A 23,399-nucleotide genomic window follows, 5' to 3' on the forward strand; every position below is an offset into this window, starting at 1 on the left:
AGTTCCCTGGTGGTGATCATGACGCCCGGGCCCGATCTCGTCATGATCACCAACCTGGTGCTGAACGGCTCCCTGCGGGTGGCCACCGCCGCCGCGCTCGGCATGATCACCGCGGGGGCCGTCCAGGCCGGGCTCGGCGCGGCCGGGCTGGCCGCGCTCCTCGCGGCGAGCCCGGGGCTCTTCGCCGCCTTCCGCTGGGCCGGCGCGGTCGTACTGCTCGGCTGGGCCGTGCTCGCCCTGCGGCGGGCCACCGGCCGAGCCGGCACCGGCGCCCCGGCGCCGCCGCCGAAGGCCACGGTCGCGGTCCCCGCGCACGCGACGGGTCAACCGCCCGCCGGCCCCCCTGTACCCGGAAGGGCAGCCGGCAACGCCGGCCCCTCGGTGCGCCAGGCCTTCGGGCAGGGCCTGCTGTGCACCGGGTCCAATCCCAAGGTGGGCATCTTCCTGATGGCCTTCCTGCCCCAGTTCGTGCCCGCGGGCACCGCCCCCGAGATCGGCGTCCCGCTGCTGGCCGCCTGCTACCTGGCCCTGGGGCTGCTCTGGCTCCTCATCTGGATGAGGCTGGTCCACCGGCTCGCCCCGCACCTGCGGTCCCCGCGGGTGCTACGGATCACCGACGGCCTCACCGCCGTCGTGTTCGGGCTCTTCGCCGTCCGGCTGGCACTCGGCGGGTGACCCGGCCGCCCGCCCGTGCCCCGCTGCGGTCACACCGACCGCAGCGGGCACTGCGCGTCCTCCCGCAGCGCCAGTCCGCGCGCGTAGCGCAGCAACGGAGCGGGGAGGGAGAACCGGTGGGGCGCGCACTCCCGGAGCAGGCTCACGCCGACGAGCCGGCGCAGTGCGCGCGTCGCCTCCAGCGTGGTCGTGCCCGCCAGGTCCGCCATGGCGTAGCTGCTGACGAGCCGTCCCTCGGTCCGCGCGAACAGCCGGAACCACCGGCGCAGGGGCTCCGGCAGGGCCGCGTAGGAGAGTTCGAACGCCGCGTTGACCGCGGTGAACAGGTCGTCCGTCTCGACCGGCAGCTCCCGGAACGCCCCGGCCTCCTGCAACTCCACGCAGAGCTGGGCGACCCCGACCCGGGGATGCTCCTCCAGACGGGCCGCGAGCAGCCGGATCGCCAGTGGCAGACCTCCGCACCGCCGGTTCAGCGCCCGCGCGGCCAGCGGTTCGGCGTCCACCCGCCCGCTGCGCAGCAGCCGGGACAGCAGGGTGAGCGCCTCGTCCTCCCCGAGCACGTCGAGGTCGAGCCGCAGCACACCGTCCCGGGCCACCAGTCCCGGCAGGGTGTCGCGGCTGGTGACGAGGACCGCACAGCCGGCCGCGCCCGGAACGAGCGGCCGGATCTGGCTCTCCTCGCGGGCGTTGTCCAACACGATCAGCATCCGCCGGTCCGACAGCAGGGTGCGGTACAGGTTCGCGGCTTCGTCGAGGGACCGGGGGAGCTCCGCGTCGGGGACGCCCAGGGCGCGCAGGAACGAGGCGAGGGCCTCCTGCGGGTGCAGCGCCCGCCGGTCGGCGTACCCGTGCAGGTCCACGTACAGCTGCCCGTCGGGAAAGCGTTCGCGCACCCGGTGCGCCCAGCGCACGGCCAGTGCCGTCTTGCCCACCCCGGGAAAACCGGTGACCAGCACGGCCGGAACCTGCCCGACCCGCTCGCCGGTGGGCAGGAGCAGCCGGTCCAGCCGTTTCAACTCGGCGGCGCGGCCGACGAAGCCCGTGCTCGCCGCCGGCGTCTGCGACGGCCGGGGCCTCGGCGGGGGCGCGACCGGCCGGGCCGGGGGCGCGGCCGGCACGTCGAACGCGGCCCACGCGGCCGCCGGTCCCGTCCGCGGCCACGGCAGCTGCTGGTGCAGGATCCGCAGGTGAGCGCGGCGCAGTTCGTCGCCCGGCTGGACGCCGAGCTCCCGGTCGAGCCCGCGGGCCACCTCGGAGTAGGTCTTCAAGGCCTCCCGCTGCTCCCCGCAGCTGGCCAGCACCAGCATCAGCCGGGCCTGGAGTCCTTCGTGCAGCGGTTCCTCCTCCGTGGCACCGCGCAGGGCCCCCAGCACCCGCTCGGGCCGCCGCACCTGCAGGGAGAGGTCCGTGTAGAGCAGCAGGCTCTCGACCCGCTGCCGGGCGGCCGCCATGGCGGCGGGATGGTGCGGCAGCAGCGGCTCGCCGGCCAGCAGCGGGCCGCGCCAGCAGCCGTAGGCGCGTTCGGCCAGCTCGTGGGCGGCTTCCGCGTCCCCGGCCCCGTGCGCCTGCCGCGCCCGTGCCCACAGGTCCTGAAACTGGGTCAGGTCGACCTGGTCGCGCTCCAGTTCCAGCACGTACCCCGTGTGCGTGCGCGCCAGGAACGAGGGGGCCGGTGTCCCCGCCTGGGCACCGGGGAGCAACAGCACCCGGCGTGCCTGGCTGACGTAGGTGTGCACGAGGTTCTGGTACGAACGCGGCGGGTCCTTCGGCCACAGCGCGTGCGTGATCTCCCCCAGTCCGGCCGCCTCGGGGTACCGCAGGGCGAGCAGGGCCAGCAGGCGCCGCACCTTGGCCGCGTGGATGTGGGCCTCGACACCGCGGTAGCGGACGGACAGCGGGCCGAGGATGCCGATGTGGAGCCGCTGGCTCCCCGGGCGTACGACCTCACGCGCGGGCGGCGCCAACTGCCGTGCGGTGTCCGCGTCGAGACCCAGCACGCGGGCCAACAGCCGCACGGTCCGCGTCTGGGGCCGGTGCACCCGGCCGTGCTCGATGTCCCGCAGGACCCGCACGCTCACCCCGGCGCGTTCCGCCAGCTCGCGCTGTGTCAGTCCCTCCCGTCCCCGGAACGAGAGCAGTCGTTCGCCGAACGACCAGCTGCCGCCGCCTAAGTCTTCGTCCGCGGTCGGGGTGCCGCGGACGGGGTTCCCCATCATGTCCGGAATGCGGGTACGGCCGAAAGGAATACAGGAAGTAAACGTCTTGTGAATCGTTTTTCCATTGCCGTGGGCAGAACGGTCGCCACCACGCCTCCCCCGAGACCTCGCCGGATCTTGAGCTAAGAACCGTGAGCGACCCAGCCGAGCGCCACAGCTCGTCCGCAACTCTAGCTTCGCGGTGCGACCACTGGTCAAGGGGCTCAGCCCCCTTTGTTCCGCAGCGACCGCATCGCACCCCTTGTTACCTCCGGCTTTCGCAACCCCGCGAATATCGGCCAGCTGGCGGGAAATAGTCGATCCCCTCATGGTCCACGGGAGTGTGATCTCCGACGGACCCGGGAAGATCAATCCGGAGCGTCCGATATGCGGATGACATAAAGGGAACTGGATATCACGCCGAATACGAATGGCGGGCAAAGCAAAAGGATTCTCGCGTGAGGTGCAACGTTCTCAAGCGGGCCGGTGTTCACAAGGGGGATGGACGAGACGACCCTGCCACTGACGGAACTGCTCGCGACCGACCTGGACGACGGGTTCACCGAACTCGTACGCACCCAGGCCAGTACCGTGCGCGCCGTCCTGCTGCGTCTGTCCGGCTCCGCGCGGGACGCCGACGACCTGGGCCAGGAAACGTTCCTGCGCGCCTACTCCGCCCTGCGCGACTACCCGCCCGAGCGCCGCGGGCAGCTCCAGCCGCGCGCCTGGCTGTTGACCATCGCCGCGAACGTGTGGCGCAACCACGTCCGCACCCTGAGCCGGCGGCCCGGCGTCGCCGACGGCATCGAAGTCACGGCCGTCGAACTCCCGGACGGCTCCCCCGGGCCGGAACAGCTCGCGCTCGACGGGGCCCGCCGGGCCCGGCTGGTGGCCGCTCTGTCCGGCCTCCCGGACCACCACCGACTGCCCGTGGTCCTGCGGCACATCGGCGAGCTGAGCTACCAGGAGGTGGCCGGGATCCTGGACTGCCCGGTCGGCACGGTGAAGGCCCAGGTGTCGCGGGGCCTGGCCGCCCTGCGCGCGGAGCCCGGCCTGGCCGCCGACCTCGCGACGTACGAAGCGGCCGGGGCGCCGGCCGGGGGAACGACGGCGAAGACGGCACACGAACCGGCCCGGAAGGAAAGGAAGGAGGCGACGGAATGAGACTGCCGGACGAGTTGGACACGTTGCGCGAGGCGGCACCCGCGGGGTTCGCGGCGCGCGTGCTGGACCGCGTGGGCGTTCCGGCACATCGCTACGACTGCTACGTGCGGGCCGACTCCCCGGTCGGCCCCCTCTACGTCGCCCACGGGCGGGGCGCGGTGACCGGCGCCGCCGCCACCGACTGGTACGACGACGACCGGGCGTTCGAGGACTCCTACCGGGCCCGGACCGGGCGGTCGGTGCTCTCCGGGATCAAGCCCCCGCCGGGTCTGGCACGGGCCCTGCGCGGCCGGGACCGGACCCTGCGCTACGCGTTCGGGCCGCTCGCCAACGAACAGCGCGCCGTCCTGCAAGCCACCCGGGCCATCCCGTTCGGGCAGCTCCGTCCGGCGGCCTGGCTGGCCCGCGAAGCCGGAATGCCGGGTCTCGCACCCGAGACGGTCGTGGCGGCCGTCCGGGCCAATCCCGTCCCCGTGCTCGTGCCCGCGCACCGGCTGTGCACGGACGACGGGCTCCCGGCGGACTGCGGGCTGCCGGCCGGGTTCGAACGGCGGCTGCGCGAGTGGGAGGGGGTGGACGCCGAGCGGGTGGAACGGTTCGTGCGGGCCGGCGCCCGGTTCCTGGGCAGCGGCACCACACGGATCTTCTGCTACCCGACGTGCGCGCACGCGCGCCGCATCACCACCCGCCACGAGGTGCCCTTCACCTCGGCCGACGAGGCGTCCGCCGCCGGGTTCCGGGGCTGCCTCAGCTGCCGGCCGGCCGTCGTCTGACCCCCATCGACGGGCATGAAAAATGCCCTCCGAGGCTGCGTTTCCGCAGGTCGGAGGGCATTTACTAGGTGGAGCCTAGGAGATTCGAACTCCTGACATCTGCCTTGCAAAGGCAGCGCTCTACCAACTGAGCTAAGGCCCCATGGAACTGGACGCACCCGTCCCGTCCGGGAGGTGTGGTCGTTCCGCAGAACAGAGTACCGGGTGTACCCCCTCATCTCGCAAAATGATAGGGACTCCCGCCGTGCGACCACTCTCCGTAAGATGCTGGCGAGGTTCGCACCAGCGAAGGGGAGAGGTAAGAGTGGACGCAGTACAACAAGAGGCCACGGCCAGAGCCAGAGAGCTTCAGCGCAGTTGGTACGGGGAGCCGCTGGGAGCGCTCTTCCGCCGGCTCATAGATGACCTCGGCTTGAACCAGGCCCGCCTCGCTGCCGTCCTCGGACTGTCGGCGCCCATGCTGTCCCAGCTGATGAGCGGCCAGCGCGCCAAGATCGGGAACCCGGCCGTGGTCCAGCGCGTCCAGGCCCTCCAGGATCTCGCCGGCCAGGTGGCCGACGGAAGCGTCAGCGCGGGGGAGGCCACCGACCGGATGGACGAGATCAAGAGGACCCAGGGGGGCTCCGTCCTCAGCAACAGCGGTCAGACCACCACCAGTTCCGGCGCGCCCACGGTCAAGCGGGTCGTCCGCGAGATCCAGTCGCTGCTGCGCTCGGTCTCCGCGGCCGGCGACATCATCGACGCGGCGAACACCCTCGCCCCCAGCCACCCGGAACTGGCAGAGTTCCTCCGGGTGTACGGCGCGGGCCGCACCGCCGACGCGGTCGCCCACTACGAGGCCCACCAGAACTGACACGCACGGGGCGTACGACGAACGACGGGTGACGGGGGACGGGCGCAGCGATGGGTGAGGTCTTCGCCGGTCGGTACGAGCTGATCGATCCGATCGGACGCGGTGGCGCGGGTGCCGTGTGGCGGGCCTGGGACCACCGCCGCCGACGCTACGTGGCCGCGAAGGTCCTCCTGCAGAGCGACGCCCACACGCTCCTGCGGTTCGTACGGGAGCAGGCGCTGCGGATCGACCATCCGCACGTACTGGCTCCGGCCAGCTGGGCGGCCGACGACGACAAGGTCCTGTTCACCATGGACCTGGTCGGCGGCGGCTCGCTCGGCCATGTGATCGGGGACTACGGGCCCCTGCCGCCCCGGTTCGTGTGCGCCCTGCTCGACCAACTGCTGTCGGGGCTCGCGGCGGTGCACGCCGAAGGCGTGGTGCACCGCGACATCAAACCGGCCAACATCTTGATGGAGGCCACCGGAACCGGGCGGCCGCACCTGCGGCTGTCCGACTTCGGCATCTCCATGCGCAAGGGCGAGCCCAGGCTGACCGAGACCGACCTCGTGGTCGGCACGCCGGGCTATTTCGCCCCCGAACAACTCCTGGGCGCCGAGCCCGACTTCCCCGCCGACCTCTTCGCCGTGGGGCTGGTCGCCCTGTACCTCCTCCAGGGCCGCAAGCCCGACTCCCGGGCACTGGTGGAGCACTTCTTCGCGCAGGGCACCCCGGGCGCCCCCGAAGGCGTTCCCGCACCGCTCTGGGACGTCATCGCCGGTCTCCTGCAGCCGGACCCCCAGAGCCGGTTCCGGACGGCCACAGGGGCGCGCAAGGCCCTTGCCGAGGCCGTGGAGCTGATGCCCCCGCCCGCCCCGGACGAGGAACCGGTGGAGGTGTTCGACCAACTGGGCCCGCTGCCGCCCGGATTCGGCCCGCAGGGGCCGCCGGACACGGCACCCGGGACCCCGCAGGCCCCCGCCGCCGAGGCCCCGGCGCCTGCGGCTGCCGCCTCCGTGACCGTGCCCGCGGAGCCGGTCCGGACCGACCCGCGCACCACGGCGCGGACCGCTCCGGCGGCCCGGCCCGCGCCGCCGGCCCCGTATCCGGCCGCTGCCGCCGTCCCGGCCTCCCCCGCCGTCCCGTCCCAGGTGCCCTCGTACGGCCCCTCGGAGACGGGCAGCTTCCACCTGCCGCCGCCGGCTGCGCCGGCCCCCTCGGCCCCCGCCGGGGCGCCGGTCCGGGCGGGCGGCGGGATCGCCCCGCCCCCGGCGAAAGCGGTGGCCTCCCTGCTCGCCGCGGCGCTGCTCTGCTTCGCCGTGGGCGTCTGGGCCCTCACGCAGCTGTAGCACCGCGCCGCCGCCCGAGCAGCGTCCAACCGCCCAGCACCAGCAGCAGGACCGTCCCGGTGCCGAATCCGGCCCCCGCCACGATCCGCATCGCGGAGTGCCGCTCGGCGGCCTCGGCGGCTTCCGGTGCGGTGAGTCCCTCCTTGGCCGCGGCCCGGTCCTCGTCGCCCACCCCGAAGCCTTCCGCGGCCGGACCCTCCGTGTACGCGGGTGCCTTGGCCGGCGTACCGGTGACGTCCAGCCGCAGGGTCAGCGGCACGGGCGCCGCGTCCTCGGTGAAGTCGGCGACCTTCGCGCCCATGGTCACCGCCACGTAGTACCAGCCCGCGACGGAGACGGGCTGCACGCTCGATGCGCCCGCGAAACGGTTCTCGTACGTGACGGGCGGGGTCTTCTCCAGGGTGATCCCGGCCTGCTTGCCGTCGTACGAGGTGTCCTTGTCGGAGATCAGGCCCCGGTAGGGGCTGTAGAGGGCGACGGTGAGTCCGCCCGACGCCGATCCGTAGTTCTTCGTCATCTTGGCGGCAGCCAGCTCGGCGCCGAGGCCGAGCTGCTGCCCCCAGTCCAGGGGGACCCGGTAGAAGCGGGTCTGCCCGGGCCGCATCTCGTCGCGCCACACGCCGGCGCCGAGGGCGCGGGCGTCGTTGAAGCCGGTGCCGCCACTGCGGGGCACCGCCTCGGTACCGGGCAGCACGGGGGCGCCCGAGGGCCAGCCGCTGGGCGCGGCCGTGGGGGCGCCCGGGCCACGGCCGGGCTCCCGCTGGACCTTGATCTCCAGCGGCCAGGGGCTCTGGTCGTAGCCCTTGGCCGAGGTCCGCGTGACCTTGGCGTAGTACACGCCCGCGGGCGCGCAGTCCTCGTCCTCGGCGCCCCGGCGGACACCGGCGGCGCCGATCGGGTAGGGGTCGTAGCCGAAGTTCGCCCGGCCGCCGCTCCGGGGGCAGGAACGCCCGGCGGTGGTCATGATCTCCACGTCGATGCCGTCGCCGCCGGAGACCTTCGCGCCCGCCGCGGGACGGACCACGGCGGAGACGTAGACGTCGGACCCGTCCTGGTCGAGGACGAGCCGGTACACGCGTTCCCCCGGCCCGAGCGTGTCCCGGTAGACGTTCCCGGCCTCGATCTTCGGGGCGTCGGCCGTGGAGGGCTTACCCTCGATCGACTTGGCACCGTCCGCGGCCCGGTAGGTCGGCAGCGGTCCCGGCGCGGCCCCGTCGGCGTACGCGACCCCCGGCGCTCCCGCGACCATGCTCAGGGCCGCCGCCCACGCCGTCGTCCGTCCCCGAACCATCACGCCCACCCCGAGTTTGCTTGCGCAAGCCAAATCTTTACATAACGGAAGTTTTCGTCACAGAGCAGCACAAAGCCCCGGCAGCAGCGGCAGCCGGGGCTTCATGGGATCAGCCTTGGGTCTCACACACCGGAACCAGAGGGCACGGAGTCAGTTGCCTCCGTCCACAGGTCCTGCTCGGCGCGGTCCGCCTGGATCTGGCGGTACACGAGGAGCCCGCCGATGGCGGCCAGTGCGACCAGGAGCAGCTTCTTCACCGCGCGACCTCGTCTTTCGTTGACGTAGGGGACTTCTGGCGCCCAACAATACACACCGACCGATACCGATCGGTGACCTGGCGGTCCACCAACTGGCCCAACGACGAAGACCCCCAGGCCTTGGCCTGGGGGTCTTCGACACTGTGGGGCTAACAGGATTTGAACCTGTGGCCTCATCCTTATCAGGGATGCGCTCTAACCAACTGAGCTATAGCCCCATCCGCGCTGCGCGCTGACTCCTGAAGGTTAGCGCACAGACCCGGTCAGGCCAAAATCCGTTGTGCGGGGGCGTCTGCGCAGGTCATCCGACCCGTCACGGGCGCCCGGCACAGGGCCTACTCGTCCTCGGCGAGGGTGAGCTCCACACCGCCGACGAAGCCCGCCGACAGGTTGTAGATGAACGCGCCCAGCGTCGCCAGTGCCGTCGCCAGCACCACGTCGATCACCGCGATGACCGACGTGAAGATCAGAACGCGCGGCAGCGACAGGAACGACTGGAGGTCGAAGCCGTTGCCCTCGTTCGAACCGGTCGCCTCGCTGATCGTGCCGCCGACGGTCGAGAAGACGCCCATCGCGTCCATGACCATCCACAGCACGGCCGCCGCCACGATCGTGCAGATGCCGAGCGCGATCGACAGCAGGAAGCTGACCTTCATGACCGACCACGGGTCGGCCTTGGCCACCCGCAGCCGCGCCTTGCGGGTGCGGGGGGCCGTACGGACCCCCGCACGCGGCTTGCGCTGCGCGCCCGCCCCCGCGCCGCCCTGCGCCGTCCCGGGGCCCGAAGGCGCCGGGTAGGCCTGCGGCGGGTGGTACGGCTGTGCGGGCTTGTCCTGGCCGGCGTCCGCGCCGACCGACGACTTCGGACCTCGAGTGTCCGTCACGGTTCCCCCCTGGGAGTCCGCGGCAGGGCCACGGGCACCGTTCGCTCCAGTCTTGGCCGGTCCGGCGCCCGTGGCTCCACTCACGACTTACTCCTCGTGCTCCCCGGCCGAGGGCTGCGTGCCCTCGGCTGCCTCGGCGACCTGTCCGTCGGCCACCTCGGTGTCGTTCTCGTCGGCCTCGACCTCGTCAGCTTCCTGACCGGCCTCGGCGTTGCGGGCGATGCCGACCACGGCATCGCGCTTGCCCAGGTTGATCAGCTGGACGCCCATGGTGTCACGGCCGGTCTCCCTGACTTCGTTGACGCGCGTGCGAATCACACCACCGCCGAGCGTGATGGCGAGAATCTCGTCGCTCTCGTCGACCACGAGCGCTCCGACGAGCGAGCCGCGGTCCTCCACGATCTTGGCGGCCTTGATGCCCAGACCGCCACGGCCCTGGACGCGGTACTCGTCGACCGGCGTCCGCTTGGCGTAGCCGCCGTCGGTCGCGGTGAAGACGAACGTACCCGGCCTCACCACGTTCATGGACAGCAGTTCGTCACCTTCACGGAAACTCATGCCCTTCACGCCCGAGGTGGCGCGGCCCATCGGGCGCAGCGCGTCGTCGGTCGCCGTGAAGCGGATCGACTGCGCCTTCTTGCTGATCAGCAGCAGGTCGTCCTCGGCGGACACCAGCTCCGCACCGATCAGCTCGTCAGCAGTGCCCTCGGCACCGTCGGCGCCGGTCTCCCGGAGGTTGATGGCGATGACGCCGCCCGAGCGGGGCGAGTCGTAGTCCTTGAGCGCCGTCTTCTTCACGAGGCCGCCCTTGGTGGCCAGGATCAGGTAGGGCGCCGCCTCGTAGTCGCGGATCGCGAGGATCTGGGCGATCTTCTCGTCCGGCTGGAAGGCCAGCAGGTTCGCGACGTGCTGCCCGCGGGCGTCACGGCCGGCGTCCGGCAGCTCGTACGCCTTGGACCGGTAGACGCGGCCCTTGTTCGTGAAGAACAGCAGCCAGTGGTGCGTGGTGGACACGAAGAAGTGGTCGACCAGGTCGTCCTGCTTCAGCTTGGTGCCGCGCACGCCCTTGCCGCCGCGCTTCTGCGAGCGGTAGTCCTCGGTCTTGGTGCGCTTGACGTAGCCGCCGTGCGTGATCGTGACGACGATGTCCTCTTCGGCGATCAGGTCCTCGATGGACATGTCACCGTCGAAGGGCACCAGCTTGGAACGCCGGTCGTCGCCGAACTTCTCGACGATCGCCGCCAGTTCCTCGCTGACGATGGAGCGCTGGCGCTCCTCCGAGGCCAGGATGGCGTTGTACTCGTTGATCTTGGCCTGGAGCTCGTCGTGCTCGGCGACGATCTTCTGCCGCTCCAGGGCCGCCAGGCGGCGGAGCTGCATCTCCAGGATCGCGTTCGCCTGGATCTCGTCGATCTCCAGGAGGCCCATCAGGCCCTCGCGCGCGATCTCGACCGTGTTGCTGCGCCGGATGAGGGCGATGACCTCGTCGATCGCGTCCAGCGCCTTGAGCAGACCGCGCAGGATGTGGGCGCGCTCCTCCGCCTTGCGCAGGCGGAACTTCGTGCGCCGGACGATGACCTCGATCTGGTGCGTCACCCAGTGACGGATGAACGCGTCGATCGACAGCGTGCGCGGCACGCCGTCCACCAGCGCCAGCATGTTCGCGCCGAAGTTCGTCTGCAGCTCGGTGTGCTTGTAGAGGTTGTTCAGCACGACCTTGGCGACGGCGTCGCGCTTGAGCACGATCACCAGGCGCTGGCCGGTCCGCGACGAGGTCTCGTCACGGACGTCGGCGATGCCGCCGACCTTGCCGTCCTTCACCAGGTCCGCGATCTTCTGCGCGAGGTTGTCGGGGTTGGTCTGGTACGGGAGCTCCGTGACCACCAGGCACTGGCGGTTCTGGATCTCCTCGACCTCCACCACCGCGCGCATCGTGATGGAGCCGCGACCGGTCCGGTACGCCTCCTCGATGCCCTTGCGGCCCACGACCAGGGCGCCCGACGGGAAGTCCGGGCCCTTGATCCGCTCGATCAGCGCGTCCTGGAGCTCCTCGTGCGTGGCCTCCGGGTGCTCCAGCGCCCACTGGGCACCGGCCGCGACCTCGCGGAGGTTGTGCGGCGGAATGTTGGTGGCCATGCCGACCGCGATGCCGGCGCTGCCGTTGACCAGCAGGTTCGGGAAGCGCGCCGGCAGGACGGTGGGCTCCTGGTTGCGGCCGTCGTAGTTGTCCTGGAAGTCGACGGTCTCCTCGTCGATGTCCCGGAGCATCTCCATGGCCAGCGGCATGAGCTTGCACTCGGTGTAGCGCATCGCGGCCGCCGGGTCGTTGCCCGGGGAGCCGAAGTTGCCGTTGGAGTCCACGAGCGGCATGCGCATCGACCACGGCTGGGCCAGGCGGACCAGGGCGTCGTAGATCGAGCTGTCACCGTGCGGGTGGTAGGTGCCCATGACGTCGCCGACGACGCGGGCGCACTTGTAGAAGCCCTTCTCGGGCCGGTAGCCGCCGTCGTACATCGCGTACAGCACGCGGCGGTGCACCGGCTTGAGGCCGTCGCGCACGTCCGGCAGGGCGCGCGAGACGATGACGGACATCGCGTAGTCGAGGTAGGAGCGCTGCATCTCCGTCTCGAGCCCGACGGGCTCGATGCGCAGCACGGGCTGCGCCTCTTCCGCGGGATTCTCTGCGGTGGGGGTGGTTTCGTCGGCCATTGCTGGTCAGAAATCCTTTCAGGCGGCGGTCAGCGGAGCCGACTCAGATGTCGAGGAAGCGGACGTCCTTGGCGTTGCGCTGGATGAAGGAGCGCCGCGCCTCGACGTCCTCACCCATCAGCACCGAGAACAGGTCGTCGGCCTGCGCCGCGTCGTCGAGGGTGACCTGACCGAGGACGCGGTGGTCCACGTCCATGGTGGTGACCCGCAGCTCCTCGGCGTTCATCTCGCCCAGACCCTTGAAGCGCTGGATCGAGTCTTCCTTGATCCGCTTGCCGTTCTGCTTGCCGAGCTCCACCAGCGCATCGCGCTCGCGGTCCGAGTACGCGTACTCAAAGTCGTCCCGGCCCCACTTGATCTTGTAGAGGGGCGGGCGCGACAGGTACACGTGACCGGCCTCGACCAGCGGCCGCATGAAGCGGAAGAGGAAGGTCAGCAGCAGGGTGTTGATGTGCTGACCGTCGACGTCGGCGTCCGCCATCAAGATGATCTTGTGATAGCGGAGCTTCTCGATGTCGAAGTCCTCGTGCACACCGGTGCCGAAGGCGCTGATCAGCGCCTGGACCTCGGTGTTCTGCAGGATCTTGTCGATACGGGCCTTCTCGACGTTCAGGATCTTGCCGCGGATGGGCAGGATGGCCTGGTACATCGGGTTGCGGCCGGACTTCGCGGAGCCACCGGCCGAGTCGCCCTCGACGATGAAGATCTCGCACTTGGTCGGGTCGTTCGACTGGCAGTCGGACAGCTTGCCCGGCAGCGAGGCGCTCTCCAGCAGACCCTTGCGACGGGTGAGGTCACGGGCCTTGCGGGCCGCGACGCGCGCCGTGGCCGCCTGGATCGACTTGCGGATGATGTCCGCGGCCTCGACCGGGTTGCGGTCGAACCAGTCGTTGAGGTGCTCGTGGACGACCTTCTGCACGAAGGTCTTGGCCTCGGTGTTGCCCAGCTTGGTCTTCGTCTGGCCCTCGAACTGGGGCTCGCCCAGCTTGACCGAGATGATCGCCGTCAGACCCTCGCGGATGTCCTCGCCGGCGAGGTTGTCGTCCTTCTCGCGCAGCAGCTTCTTGTCGCGCGCGTAACGGTTCACCAGACCCGTCAGCGCGGCCCGGAAGCCCTCCTCGTGCGTACCGCCCTCGTGCGTGTGGATCGTGTTCGCGAAGGAGTAGACGCCCTCCGTGTACTGCGAGTTCCACTGCATCGCGATCTCGACCGAGAGCATCCGCTCCTTGTCCTCGGCCTCGACGTCGATGACGGTCGGGTGGATGAGCTCGCCCTTGCGCGAGTTGAGGTACTTCACGAAGTCGACGATGCCGCCCTCGTAGTAGTACTTCACCGTGCGCGCCTGGGGCTCGGCCGCGTCCGCGTCCGGGTCGTCGGCGCCCGCGGTGGCCTTCGCCGACTCGCGCTCATCGGTCAGCGACAGGGTCAGGCCCTTGTTGAGGAAGGCCATCTCCTGGAAGCGCCGCGACAGCGTCTCGAAGGAGTACTCGGTCGTCTCGAAGATGTCGCCGTCGGCCCAGAAGGTGACCGAGGTGCCGGTCTTCTCCGTCTCCTCGTTCTTGGCCAGCGGGGCCGTCGGCACGCCCAGCTTGTAGTCCTGCGTCCAGCGGTGGCCGTCCGTCTTGACCTCGACCGCGACCTTGGTCGACAGGGCGTTCACGACGGACACGCCGACGCCGTGCAGACCACCGGAGACGGCGTAGCCGCCGCCACCGAACTTGCCGCCCGCGTGCAGGACCGTCAGGACGACCTCGACGGCCGGCTTGCCCTCGGACGGAACGATGCCGACCGGGATGCCGCGACCGTTGTCGATCACGCGCACCCCACCGTCGGCGAGGATCGTCACGTCGATGGTGTCCGCGTGCCCGGCCAGCGCCTCGTCGACCGAGTTGTCGACGACCTCGTAGACGAGGTGGTGCAGACCACGCTCACCCGTCGAGCCGATGTACATACCCGGCCGCTTGCGGACCGCGTCCAGGCCCTCGAGGACCTGGATCGCACTGGCGTCGTAATTCTTCTCGTTGGAGTCGCCGGAATCGGCCACGAAGCGCCCTTTCTGGCACAGCACAGCCCGTATCCCGGACCAGCAAGTGCGCCAGCGGGAGCGGCCGCGTCGATCTGCGTTGTCTGCGTGATCCCGCGAACGGGCGGGATTCGCTTCAGTCTACCGGTACCACGGACATGAATGGGGGTTTGCCGGTACCTGAGTCCGCATGTGCCGCCCTGAACCTCCTCTCTCCGACTCCCCACATCCGGGGAGGGGCTCAAAGAGGCTCACACGGGCATCCAGCCCTTCGGGCTGTCAACCTCCGACTACCGTGAGGGACACCACCCGCCGGACCGGCTACTCACCCGTAGGTGTCGCCCGGTCCCTTGCTGCCCGGCGCCCGCCACGGCCCGTAGCCCTTCGGCCGTCCGCCGGGCCCCTGGACCTTGATCAGGCGTACGGTGCCCTGCCCCAGATCCGCGTTCAGCCGCGCGACCAGCTGCGGAGCCAGCAGCTTCAGCTGAGCCGCCCACGCCGAGGAATCGCACCGCACGACAAGCTCACGGTCCTCGTAGCGTTCCGGTTCACAGTGGGCCGCGATCTCCGGGCCGACGATCTCCGGCCAGCGCTCCATCACGCCCGCCACCGCCATCGGCATCTCCCAGCCGCGTTCGGTGCGCAGCCGGTCCAGCGCCGCCATGAGCGGCATCGGGTCCCGGCCGTCCGCACGGGCTCCCGAGCGCAGCCCCGGCTGCTGGCGCTTCTTCCCGCCGGCCGCGTTGCCCCGGGCCCGCGCCTGCTCGCGCGCCGCCGCGAGGGCCTGGCGCGCGAGGTCCACCCCGGAGGGCTCCGGGGTCCTGCGACCCTCCTGCGGGTCCTTGGCGTGCTCGTTCACAGCCGGGTCACCTCACCGCCGGACACCCCGAACCGCGTCCCCACCAGCACCCCCGGGACGTCGTCGTCGACCGCCGCCGTCACCAGGACCTGCTCGCCCGGGGCCACCAGCTCCGCCAGTCGCTCCCGGCGCCGCGCGTCCAGCTCGGCGAAGACGTCGTCGAGGATCAGCACCGGCTCGCTGCCCTCCGAGCGCAGCAGCTCGTAGGAGGCCAGCCGCAGCGCGAGCGCGTACGACCACGACTCCCCGTGGCTCGCGTACCCCTTCGCGGGCAGCTCCCCGAGCCGCAGCACCACGTCGTCGCGGTGCGGGCCGACCAGGGTGACGCCGCGCTCGATCTCCTGCTTGCGCACTTCGGCCAGCGCGGCCAGCAGCACCTCGTAGAGGGCCTCGCGGGTGCGCGCCGCGGCGCTGTCCACCGGCTCGCCGGCCGAGGACTTGTAGGTCAGCCCGAGCGGGCCGCCGCCGGGCGCGAGCTGCTCGTAGGCCTTGTCCGCCAGGGGCAGCAGGGTCGCGATCAGATCCAGCCGCTGCGCTAGCAGCTCCGCACCCGCGCGGGCGAGGTGCTGGTCCCACACGTCGAGGGTGGAGAGGTCCAGGGAGCGGCCGCCGTGCCGGCGGGCCATCGCCGCCGACTTCAGCAAGGTGTTGCGCTGCTTGAGCACCCGCTCGTAGTCGGAGCGGACCGCGGCCATCCGCGGCGAGCGCGCCGTGACCAGCTCGTCCAGGAACCGCCGCCGCTCGCCCGGGTCGCCCTTGACCAGGGCCAGGTCCTCCGGCGCGAACAGCACCGTTCGTATGATCCCCAGCACGTCCCGCGGCCTGACCTGCGAGGACCGGTTGATCCGGGCCCGGTTCGCCCGGCCGGGGTTGAGCTCCAGTTCCACCAGCTGCTGCCGCTCGCCCTGGGTGACGGCCGCGCGGATGATCGCCCGGTCCGCGCCCATCCGCACGAGCGGGGCGTCCGAGGAGACCCGGTGGCTGCCGAGGGTCGCGAGGTAGCCGATCGCCTCGACGAGGTTGGTCTTCCCCTGGCCGTTGGGGCCCACGAAAGCGGTGACGCCCGGGTCGAGGGGAACCTCGGCCCGGGCGTACGAGCGGAAGTCGGCCAATGAGAGATGCGAAACGTGCATACGGCGCCGACCTCCCCCGGCTTCCAACTACTCGCTGTGGTGCTGTACCGCTGTGGTGCTGTGGTTACCGCTGTGGTGCGAAGCGCTACTTCTTCTCGACCGCGTGGCCGCCGAACTGGTTGCGCAGCGCGGCGATCATCTTCATCTGCGGGGAGTCGTCCTGCCGCGAGGCGAAGCGCGCGAAGAGCGACGCGGTGATCGCGGGCAGCGGCACGGCGTTGTCGATCGCCGCCTCCACCGTCCAGCGTCCCTCGCCGGAGTCCTGGGCGAAGCCGCGCAGCTGCTCCAGGTGCTCGTCCTCGTCGAGGGCGTTCACGGCCAGGTCCAGCAGCCAGGAGCGGATGACGGTGCCCTCCTGCCAGGAGCGGAAGACCTCGCGGACGTCGGTGACCGAGTCCACCTTCTCCAGGAGCTCCCAGCCCTCGGCGTAGGCCTGCATCATGGCGTACTCGATGCCGTTGTGGACCATCTTCGCGAAGTGACCCGCGCCGACCTTGCCCGCGTGCACGGCGCCGAACTCGCCCTCGGGCTTGAGGGCGTCGAAGACCGGCTGTACGCGGGCCACGTCCTCGGCGGCGCCGCCGTACATGAGCGCGTAGCCGTTCTCCAGGCCCCACACGCCGCCGGAGACACCGCAGTCGACGAAGCCGATGCCCTTGGCCTTCAGCTCCTCGGCGTGCTTCTCGTCGTCGGTCCAGCGGGAGTTCCCGCCGTCGACGACGACGTCACCGGGCGACAGCAGCTCGGCGAGCTCGTCGACCGTGGACTGGGTGGCCGCACCGGCCGGGACCATGACCCACACGACGCGGGGGGCCTGCAGGCTGTCCACAAGCTCCTGCAGGCTGTGGACATCCGCGAGGTCCGGGTTGCGGTCGTATCCGATGACGGTGTGGCCTGCGCGGCGGATGCGCTCGCGCATGTTGCCGCCCATCTTGCCGAGACCGACGAGACCAAGCTCCATCAGGTGGTTCCTTAAGCGTTGTGGCCGTCTTTGCCGGGGCTTCCCCGGCCGTGTCCTCGCCGGACGCGCAGGGGGTCGCCCACCGGATCCGAGCCTACGCCGGGCCGTGGCGGCGGGCCTTGCGGGCGCTCCATGGCGGCCCGTCCGGCTTTCCCGGTTTTCCCGCCGCCCTCCCCAGCCTGTGGACGACGTCGGGCCCGGTCCCGCTGCGTGCGAGACCGGGCCCGACGTCAATAGGTGGGCGTCAGCCGGACAGGCGCACCGGCATGATCAGGTACTTGTAGGCCTCGTCGGCCTCCGCGTCGATCGCCGGGCGGCCGCTGAGCAGCGCGGGCTTGGTCGACGTGGTGAAGCTGAGCTGGGCCACCGGGGAAGCGATCGCGCTCAGGCCGTCCAGCAGGAAGGTCGGGTTGAAGGCGATCGAGATGTCGTCGCCGTCCAGCTGGGCGTCGACCCTTTCCACAGCCTGTGCGTCGTCGGAGGAGCCGGCCTCCAGGATCAGCACGCCCTGCTCGAAGCTGAGGCGGACCGGGGTGTTGCGCTCGGCCACCAGGGCCACGCGCTTGACGGCCTCGACGAACGGGGCGGTCTCGATCACGGCGACGGAGTTGAACTCGGTCGGGAAGAGCGTCCGGTACTTGGGCAGGTCGCCCTCGAGCAGCCGGGTGGTGGTGCGGCGGCCGGCGCCCTCGAAACCGATCAGGCCCTCGCCCGCGCCGGAGCCCGACAGCGCCAGGGTGACCGTGTCACCGCTGGTGAGCGAGTTGGCGATCTCCTGGAGCGTCTTGGCGGGCACCAGGGCCACGGCCGACGCATCCGGGTTCTCCGGCTTCCACAGGAACTCGCGGACCGCGAAGCGGTAGCGGTCGGTGGAGGCCAGGGTGACCCGGTCGCCCTCGATCTCGATGCGGACACCGGTCAGCACCGGCAGCGTGTCGTCACGGCCGGCGGCAGTGGCCACCTGCTTGGCGGCGGAGGCGAAGACCTCACCGGCAACGGTGCCGGTCGCGGTCGGCATCTGCGGCAGTGCCGGGTACTCCTCCACGGGCAGGGTGTGGAGGGTGAACCGCGAGGAGCCGCAGACCACGGTCGCCCGTACACCGTCTGTGGAAATCTCCACCGGGCGGTTGGGGAGGGCGCGGCAGATGTCGGCGAGCAGTCGGCCGGAAACCAGGACGGTGCCGTCCTCCTCGACGTCCGCCTCGACGGAGACCCGGGCCGAGACCTCGTAGTCGAAGCCGGAGAGGCTCAAGGTGCCCTCCTCGGCCTTCAGCAGCAGGCCCGCGAGAACGGGCACCGGCGGCCGGGCCGGGAGGCTACGGGCGGCCCAAGCCACCGCCTCCGCCAGTACGTCGCGCTCCACCCGGATCTTCACCGGAACCGCCTCCTGCTGTTGCTCGCTCGTCTGCCGACCTTCGTCGTCGGCCCGTCGATGCCTCGACCGATGCCGGGGACCAGTCTGACCTACGGCGCCGACACTCGGTGCGGCTGGCGGTCAAGTCGGGAGCGAGGCGTCGGGGCGGGCGATCGACGAGTTGTGCACAGGACCCGCTTGAAAACCGAAACCGGCCTAACTCTCTATGGGGGTAGTAGTAGGGCCTGTGGAAACGGTGGATAAGCCCGTTCTCGCAGGTCAAACCCCGTTTTTTATCCACCGACCCTGTGGGTGACACCGGTGGACAACCCCGTGTCTCTGTGGAGAACGAAAAGTTCTGCACAGGCTGTCCCCAGGTGACCCCGATTACTCCACAGGTGCGTCCCCAGCTTTCCCCCGGTACTCCACAACCCAAACGTCTACATCGGTGTGACGGCTTTCACTCCGGGCGGTGAGAGGGGGTGGTGCGTTGCCGAACAGTGGACAAGGGTGTGGAGAAGCCCGCGCATCCTGTGCACAGGACGTGGAAATCTGTGGGTCGACGGTGGACAACGCCGTGGACAGGGCTGTGGACGAAATATTTGTCCACAGCCTGTGGACGACGTTTGTGCACAATTCCACAGGGGCCTGACCAGCCCTGATGGAGCCTCACCCCGCACGCCTGTGGACAGATTGTGGGTGACGCGCCCCGTCCCCAGGGTGTGGACGGAAGAAAGTCTCCCAATCTGTGGATGAGTTGCTCCACAGGGGGCGTATTCGAACAGGTCAGGGGCGCGCGCACGAAGAAGGGCGCCCCCGTTATGGACCGGGAGCGCCCTCTAAATGCGTGTGAAGGGGCCCTGGAGCGGCCCCGAACCGGGTGTCGGGGGCCGCGCTCAGGCGTTCTTGATGCGGTTGGTGAGCTCGGTGACCTGGTTGTAGATGGAGCGCCGCTCGGCCATCAGGGCGCGGATCTTGCGGTCCGCGTGCATGACGGTCGTGTGGTCGCGGCCGCCGAACTGGGCCCCGATCTTGGGCAGGGAGAGGTCGGTGAGCTCACGGCACAGGTACATGGCGATCTGCCGGGCGGTGACCAGGACCCGGCTGCGCGAGGAGCCGCACAGGTCGTCCACGGTCAGGCCGAAGTAGTCCGCGGTGGCCGCCATGATGTCGGTGGCCGTGATCTCCGGCGCGCTGTCCTCGCCGCCCGGGATCAGGTTCTTCAGGACGTCCTCGGTGAGGCCCAGGTCGACCGGCTGCCGGTTGAGGCTCGCGAAGGCCGTGACCCGGATCAGCGCCCCCTCCAGCTCGCGGATGTTGCGCGAGATGCGGGAGGCGATGAACTCCAGTACCTCCGGCGGGGCGTTGAGCTGCTCCTGTACGGCCTTCTTGCGCAGGATCGCGATGCGGGTCTCCAGCTCGGGCGGCTGGACGTCGGTGATCAGGCCCCACTCGAAGCGGTTGCGGAGCCGGTCCTCCAGGGTGACGAGCTGCTTGGGCGGCCGGTCGGAGGAGAGCACGATCTGCTTGTTGGCGTTGTGGAGCGTGTTGAAGGTGTGGAAGAACTCCTCCTGCGTCGACTCCTTGCTCGCGAGGAACTGGATGTCGTCGACGAGCAGGATGTCCATCTCGCGGTAGCGCTTGCGGAACGCGTCGCCCTTGCCGTCGCGGATGGAGTTGATGAACTCGTTGGTGAACTCCTCGGAGCTCACGTACCGCACCCGGGTGCCGGGGTAGAGGCTCCGCGCGTAGTGCCCGATGGCGTGCAGCAGGTGCGTCTTGCCGAGGCCCGACTCCCCGTAGACGAAGAGGGGGTTGTAGGCCTTCGCGGGTGCCTCGGCGACGGCCACCGCGGCGGCGTGCGCGAAGCGGTTGGAGGCGCCGATGACGAAGGTGTCGAAGAGGTACTTGGGGTTCAGCCGGGCGGTCGGCTCCAGCGGGCCCGAGGTGGAGCCGCCGGACGGGGACGGCGGCGCCGCGGGTCGGCCGGGGGCCTGGCGCGGTGCCGGCTGCTCGTACTGCTGGGGCTCGTACGGCTGCTGCTCGTACGAATGGGACTGGTGCTGCTGCTGGGCCTCGTACGGGGACGGCTCGTACTTCTGCTGCTCGTAGGAGCCCTGGTCGTAGCCGGAGGGCTCGGACTGCTGGAGGTATCCGGGCTGCGGGGAGGCGTACGGGTCGCGTTCGGGGAAACCGCCGAGGCGCGGCTGCTGCCAGCCGTAGTCGTCCTGTTGGCCGCCGCGGGGCCAGGCGCCGGGCTCGGGGCGCTGCTGCTGGTAGTCCGGGTAGGCCGGGCGGGCGGTGGGGAGCTGGTCGTCGCCGGGGCGCTGGCCGCCGTACGGCTCGTACCCGCCCTGCTGCTGGACGGGCGGAGCGGGGGGCGCGGGCTCGCCGGCGGAGTCGTCCACGGTGATGGCGATCCGGATCGGGCGGCCGCATTCACGGCTGAGCGCGTCGCTGATCAGCGGGGCGAGGCGGCCTTCGAGGACGCGCTTGCCCCATTCGTTGGGGACGGCCAGCAGCGCGGTGTCGGCGACGAGTGCCAGGGGCTGACACCGCTCGACCCATTGCTTGTCCTTGGGCTCGATCCCCGGCTGTCCCTCCCCGAGGAGCTTTTCGAGCACCCTTGGCCACACTGCGGCAAGATCGGCAGGTACGTCAGCCACAGAGCACGCTCTCTCACAGGGGTCCCACGAATGTGTGGTTCTTTGGGACGGTCGGGACAAAAAATCCGGGGTCAGGCAACGGTAGTCAGGCCAGCGGGTAGGGTTCAAGTCGTTGTCCACAGCCTGTGCACAGTGTGGGGCCAGGTCGGCTCGGTTTGACCGGATGGCGTAGCCGCGCGTACCGTAACCAGGTCGAGTTGTCGATGGCTGCTGCCGCCTGCCTACCGATGGGCGAAGGTCACTGATAGTGATCATTTAGCGGTGCCACTCGGGCGAACACGCGAGTTTCCTCGTGGGCGCACGGTGACAGCCAGGCGATGTCCCGCCACAACGATTCATTCTCTGGAGCCCCCGAGTGAGCAAGCGCACCTTCCAGCCGAACAACCGCCGTCGCGCCAAGACCCACGGCTTCCGCCTGCGGATGCGTACCCGTGCCGGTCGCGCGATCCTCGCGAACCGTCGTGGCAAGGGCCGCGCCGCCCTTTCCGCGTAACAACACGCAGGTCGTGACGTCGTGCTGTCTCCCGATAATCGGCTGAGGCGGCGCGAGGACTTCGCGAGCGCGGTACGCCGAGGTCGCCGGGCCGGTCGCCCGCTCCTCGTCGTCCATCTACGTACAAGCGGTGCAACGGACCCGCACGAGCCGGGGGAGATCGATCCCTCGACGCGTGCGGGTTTCGTCGTCAGCAAGGCTGTCGGCAACGCCGTCATACGTAACCGGGTCAAGCGCCGTCTGCGCCATCTGGTCCGCGAGCGGCTGTCCCAGCTGCCCGCCGGTAGCCTGGTGGTGGTACGCGCGTTGCCCGGAGCGGGTGATGCCGGCCCCGACGAGCTGGCCCGGGACCTGGATGCCGCTCTGGTGCGGCTCCTGGGAGGCGTGGCTCGATGAAGTACCCGCTGCTCGCTTTGATCAAGCTGTACCAGTGGACGATCAGTCCGCTGCTCGGGCCGGTGTGCCGCTACTACCCGTCGTGTTCGCACTACGGGTACACGGCCATCGACCGGCATGGTGCGGTCAAGGGGACGGCCCTGACCGCCTGGCGGATCCTGCGGTGCAATCCGTGGTCCCCAGGTGGCGTGGACCACGTCCCACCCCGTAAACGCCCGCGTTGGCACGAGCAGCTGCGCAGTGCGTTGCGTAGATCTCGCAATGCTCAAGGAGCCTGATTAGTGGACACGATTGCCAGTCTGTTCAGCTTTATCACTTACCCCGTCTCGTGGATCATCGTCCAGTTCCACTCGATGTACGGGGCGATCTTCGGTGAGTCGAGTGGGTGGGCCTGGGGCCTGTCCATCGTGTCCCTAGTGATCTTGATCCGTATCTGCCTGATCCCGCTCTTCGTGAAGCAGATCAAGGCGACGCGGGGCATGCAGGCGCTCCAGCCGAAGATGAAGGCGATCCAGGAGCGCTACAAGAACGACAAGCAGCGTCAGTCCGAAGAGATGATGAAGCTGTACAAGGAGACGGGCACCAACCCGCTCTCCTCGTGCCTGCCCATCTTGGCGCAGTCCCCGTTCTTCTTCGCCCTGTACCACGTGCTGTCGAACATCGCCGATGGCAAGGCGGTCGGCGCGATGGACCAGCAGCTGGTCGACAGCGCCCGTGCGGCCAAGATCTTCGGCGCGCCGATCGCCGCGAAGTTCATGGACAGCCCGGAGAAGGTCGCCGCCCTCGGTGCGACGCTGACGGACGTCCGGATCGTGACCGCCGTCATGATCATCATGATGTCGCTGTCGCAGTTCTACACTCAGCGTCAGCTGATGCAGAAGAACGTCGACCTCTCGGTCAAGACGCCGTTCATGCAGCAGCAGAAGATGCTGATGTACATCTTCCCGGTGATCTTCGCGGTCATGGGCATCAACTTCCCCGTCGGTGTCCTCGTCTACTGGCTGACCACGAACGTGTGGACCATGGGTCAGCAGATGTACGTGATCAACCAGAACCCGACGCCGGGCAGCAAGGCGCAGGACCAGTACCTGACCCGCCTGCTGAAGCAGATCACCTCGCACGGTGAGCTCAAGGGCCGGGGCAGGAAGCGGGTCGTCGCGGCGATCGTCGCCAAGGGCCCGGACCGCAACGACAACGAGCGCAAGTTCATCGCCGCCCTCACCAAGCAGGGCATGGCCGCGCAGCCCGACGGCTCCGTGATCAAGAGTGTCGAAGCCACGGCGGACTCGGATGCGGCGAGCGGCGGTGCCGCGAAGCGGCAGCAGCCGAAGCGCCAGTCGAAGGCGCAGCGTCAGACCCCCAGCAAGCCCGCTCCCAAGAAGTAA

The 23,399-nt window shown here is 70.1% G+C and carries 19 protein-coding genes, 2 tRNA genes and 2 pseudogenes; 9 read left to right on the forward strand and 14 right to left on the reverse strand.

Annotated elements, in window-relative coordinates:
* Window positions 1-18 precede the first annotated feature (18 nt).
* The gene (locus OG207_RS21955; RefSeq protein WP_329100183.1) at window positions 19-675 is read left to right on the forward strand and encodes a LysE family translocator; all 657 of its coding nucleotides are present in this window, start codon (window positions 19-21) and stop codon (window positions 673-675) included.
* A 29-nt stretch (window positions 676-704) separates the two neighbouring features.
* On the opposite strand, the gene OG207_RS21960 is transcribed toward OG207_RS21955, so the two are convergent.
* The gene (locus OG207_RS21960) at window positions 705-2,891 is read right to left on the reverse strand and encodes a BTAD domain-containing putative transcriptional regulator (RefSeq protein ID WP_329100184.1); all 2,187 of its coding nucleotides are present in this window, start codon (window positions 2,889-2,891) and stop codon (window positions 705-707) included.
* 480 nt (window positions 2,892-3,371) lie between these two features.
* Here OG207_RS21960 and OG207_RS21965 point away from each other — a divergent pair, with 480 nt between their 5' ends.
* Window positions 3,372-4,034 (forward strand): RNA polymerase sigma factor, encoded by a 663-nt coding sequence (locus OG207_RS21965; RefSeq protein WP_329100185.1) that lies wholly within the window; start codon window positions 3,372-3,374, stop codon window positions 4,032-4,034.
* A complete protein-coding gene (locus OG207_RS21970) occupies window positions 4,031-4,807 on the forward strand; it encodes an MGMT family protein (RefSeq protein ID WP_329100186.1) in 777 nt (258 codons plus the stop codon). The genes OG207_RS21965 and OG207_RS21970 overlap by 4 nt, the downstream gene beginning before the upstream one ends.
* Before the next feature lie 69 nt (window positions 4,808-4,876).
* Here OG207_RS21970 and OG207_RS21975 read toward each other — a convergent pair.
* Window positions 4,877-4,949: transfer RNA gene (locus OG207_RS21975), tRNA-Ala, on the reverse strand.
* Window positions 4,950-5,111: 162 nt separating this feature from the next.
* On the opposite strand from OG207_RS21975, the gene OG207_RS21980 reads away from it, so the two are divergent.
* Window positions 5,112-5,660 (forward strand): helix-turn-helix domain-containing protein, encoded by a 549-nt coding sequence (locus OG207_RS21980; RefSeq protein ID WP_329100187.1) that lies wholly within the window; start codon window positions 5,112-5,114, stop codon window positions 5,658-5,660.
* Window positions 5,661-5,710: 50 nt separating this feature from the next.
* Complete coding sequence (locus OG207_RS21985) at window positions 5,711-6,988, forward strand: serine/threonine-protein kinase (protein ID WP_329100188.1); 1,278 nt, start codon at window positions 5,711-5,713, stop codon at window positions 6,986-6,988.
* Here the strand turns inward: OG207_RS21985 and OG207_RS21990 are convergent.
* The 12 genes and pseudogenes from OG207_RS21990 to dnaA (OG207_RS44085) form a co-directional block, all read right to left on the reverse strand.
* Window positions 6,975-8,279 (reverse strand): hypothetical protein, encoded by a 1,305-nt coding sequence (locus tag OG207_RS21990; RefSeq protein WP_329100189.1) that lies wholly within the window; start codon window positions 8,277-8,279, stop codon window positions 6,975-6,977. The genes OG207_RS21985 and OG207_RS21990 overlap by 14 nt on opposite strands.
* A gap of 122 nt (window positions 8,280-8,401) precedes the next feature.
* Window positions 8,402-8,536, reverse strand: a complete 135-nt coding sequence (locus tag OG207_RS21995) for a DLW-39 family protein (protein ID WP_208809277.1) — start codon at window positions 8,534-8,536, stop codon at window positions 8,402-8,404.
* 144 nt (window positions 8,537-8,680) lie between these two features.
* A tRNA-Ile gene (locus OG207_RS22000) sits at window positions 8,681-8,754 on the reverse strand.
* Between the two features lie 117 nt (window positions 8,755-8,871).
* Entirely contained in the window at window positions 8,872-9,504 is a 633-nt protein-coding gene (locus OG207_RS22005; protein WP_329100190.1) for a DUF3566 domain-containing protein, read from the reverse strand.
* Window positions 9,505-9,507: 3 nt separating this feature from the next.
* Complete coding sequence (gyrA, locus tag OG207_RS22010) at window positions 9,508-12,129, reverse strand: DNA gyrase subunit A (RefSeq protein WP_329100191.1); 2,622 nt, start codon at window positions 12,127-12,129, stop codon at window positions 9,508-9,510.
* Between the two features lie 43 nt (window positions 12,130-12,172).
* On the reverse strand, window positions 12,173-14,197 hold the full coding sequence (gyrB, locus tag OG207_RS22015; protein ID WP_328789648.1) for a DNA topoisomerase (ATP-hydrolyzing) subunit B: 2,025 nt from the start codon (window positions 14,195-14,197) through the stop codon (window positions 12,173-12,175).
* 280 nt (window positions 14,198-14,477) lie between these two features.
* Window positions 14,478-15,011, reverse strand: a complete 534-nt coding sequence (locus tag OG207_RS22020; RefSeq protein WP_329100192.1) for a DUF721 domain-containing protein — start codon at window positions 15,009-15,011, stop codon at window positions 14,478-14,480.
* Window positions 15,008-16,144 (reverse strand): DNA replication/repair protein RecF, encoded by a 1,137-nt coding sequence (recF, locus tag OG207_RS22025; RefSeq protein WP_329100193.1) that lies wholly within the window; start codon window positions 16,142-16,144, stop codon window positions 15,008-15,010. The genes OG207_RS22020 and recF overlap by 4 nt, the downstream gene beginning before the upstream one ends.
* Before the next feature lie 85 nt (window positions 16,145-16,229).
* A complete protein-coding gene (gene gnd, locus OG207_RS22030) occupies window positions 16,230-17,105 on the reverse strand; it encodes a phosphogluconate dehydrogenase (NAD(+)-dependent, decarboxylating) (protein ID WP_109779282.1) in 876 nt (291 codons plus the stop codon).
* A 244-nt stretch (window positions 17,106-17,349) separates the two neighbouring features.
* A complete protein-coding gene (gene dnaN, locus OG207_RS22035; protein WP_329100195.1) occupies window positions 17,350-18,480 on the reverse strand; it encodes a DNA polymerase III subunit beta in 1,131 nt (376 codons plus the stop codon).
* An 875-nt stretch (window positions 18,481-19,355) separates the two neighbouring features.
* A pseudogene (gene dnaA / locus OG207_RS22040) lies at window positions 19,356-20,507 on the reverse strand (chromosomal replication initiator protein DnaA); the annotation flags it as partial.
* Between the two features lie 137 nt (window positions 20,508-20,644).
* Window positions 20,645-21,125: pseudogene (gene dnaA / locus OG207_RS44085) on the reverse strand (chromosomal replication initiator protein DnaA); the annotation flags it as partial.
* A 355-nt stretch (window positions 21,126-21,480) separates the two neighbouring features.
* Here dnaA (OG207_RS44085) and rpmH point away from each other — a divergent pair.
* Genes rpmH through yidC form a run of 4 tightly spaced genes read left to right on the forward strand, consistent with a single transcriptional unit; the run spans window position 21,481 to window position 23,399 of the window.
* Window positions 21,481-21,618, forward strand: coding sequence for a 50S ribosomal protein L34 (rpmH, locus tag OG207_RS22045; protein WP_008741645.1), 138 nt, complete (start codon window positions 21,481-21,483; stop codon window positions 21,616-21,618).
* 21 nt (window positions 21,619-21,639) lie between these two features.
* Window positions 21,640-22,014, forward strand: coding sequence for a ribonuclease P protein component (rnpA, locus tag OG207_RS22050; protein ID WP_329100197.1), 375 nt, complete (start codon window positions 21,640-21,642; stop codon window positions 22,012-22,014).
* A complete protein-coding gene (gene yidD, locus OG207_RS22055) occupies window positions 22,011-22,292 on the forward strand; it encodes a membrane protein insertion efficiency factor YidD (protein ID WP_076043740.1) in 282 nt (93 codons plus the stop codon). Before rnpA ends, yidD begins: the two co-directional genes overlap by 4 nt.
* A 3-nt stretch (window positions 22,293-22,295) precedes the next feature.
* Window positions 22,296-23,399, forward strand: a complete 1,104-nt coding sequence (gene yidC, locus OG207_RS22060; protein ID WP_329100198.1) for a membrane protein insertase YidC — start codon at window positions 22,296-22,298, stop codon at window positions 23,397-23,399.

The organism is Streptomyces sp. NBC_01439 (assembly GCF_036227605.1).
Classification (GTDB): domain Bacteria; phylum Actinomycetota; class Actinomycetes; order Streptomycetales; family Streptomycetaceae; genus Streptomyces.

Excerpts from the sequence above, each read along its gene's own strand:
- OG207_RS21955 (WP_329100183.1), top strand. The coding sequence starts at position 19 with ATGACGCCCGGGCCCGATCTCGTCATGATCACCAACCTGGTGCTGAAC.
- OG207_RS21960 (WP_329100184.1), bottom strand. The coding sequence starts at position 2,891 with ATGATGGGGAACCCCGTCCGCGGCACCCCGACCGCGGACGAAGACTTA.
- OG207_RS21965 (WP_329100185.1), top strand. The coding sequence starts at position 3,372 with ATGGACGAGACGACCCTGCCACTGACGGAACTGCTCGCGACCGACCTG.
- OG207_RS21970 (WP_329100186.1), top strand. The coding sequence starts at position 4,031 with ATGAGACTGCCGGACGAGTTGGACACGTTGCGCGAGGCGGCACCCGCG.
- OG207_RS21985 (WP_329100188.1), top strand. The coding sequence starts at position 5,711 with ATGGGTGAGGTCTTCGCCGGTCGGTACGAGCTGATCGATCCGATCGGA.
- OG207_RS21990 (WP_329100189.1), bottom strand. The coding sequence starts at position 8,279 with ATGGTTCGGGGACGGACGACGGCGTGGGCGGCGGCCCTGAGCATGGTC.
- gyrA (WP_329100191.1), bottom strand. The coding sequence starts at position 12,129 with ATGGCCGACGAAACCACCCCCACCGCAGAGAATCCCGCGGAAGAGGCG.
- recF (WP_329100193.1), bottom strand. The coding sequence starts at position 16,144 with ATGCACGTTTCGCATCTCTCATTGGCCGACTTCCGCTCGTACGCCCGG.
- gnd (WP_109779282.1), bottom strand. The coding sequence starts at position 17,105 with ATGGAGCTTGGTCTCGTCGGTCTCGGCAAGATGGGCGGCAACATGCGC.
- yidD (WP_076043740.1), top strand. The coding sequence starts at position 22,011 with ATGAAGTACCCGCTGCTCGCTTTGATCAAGCTGTACCAGTGGACGATC.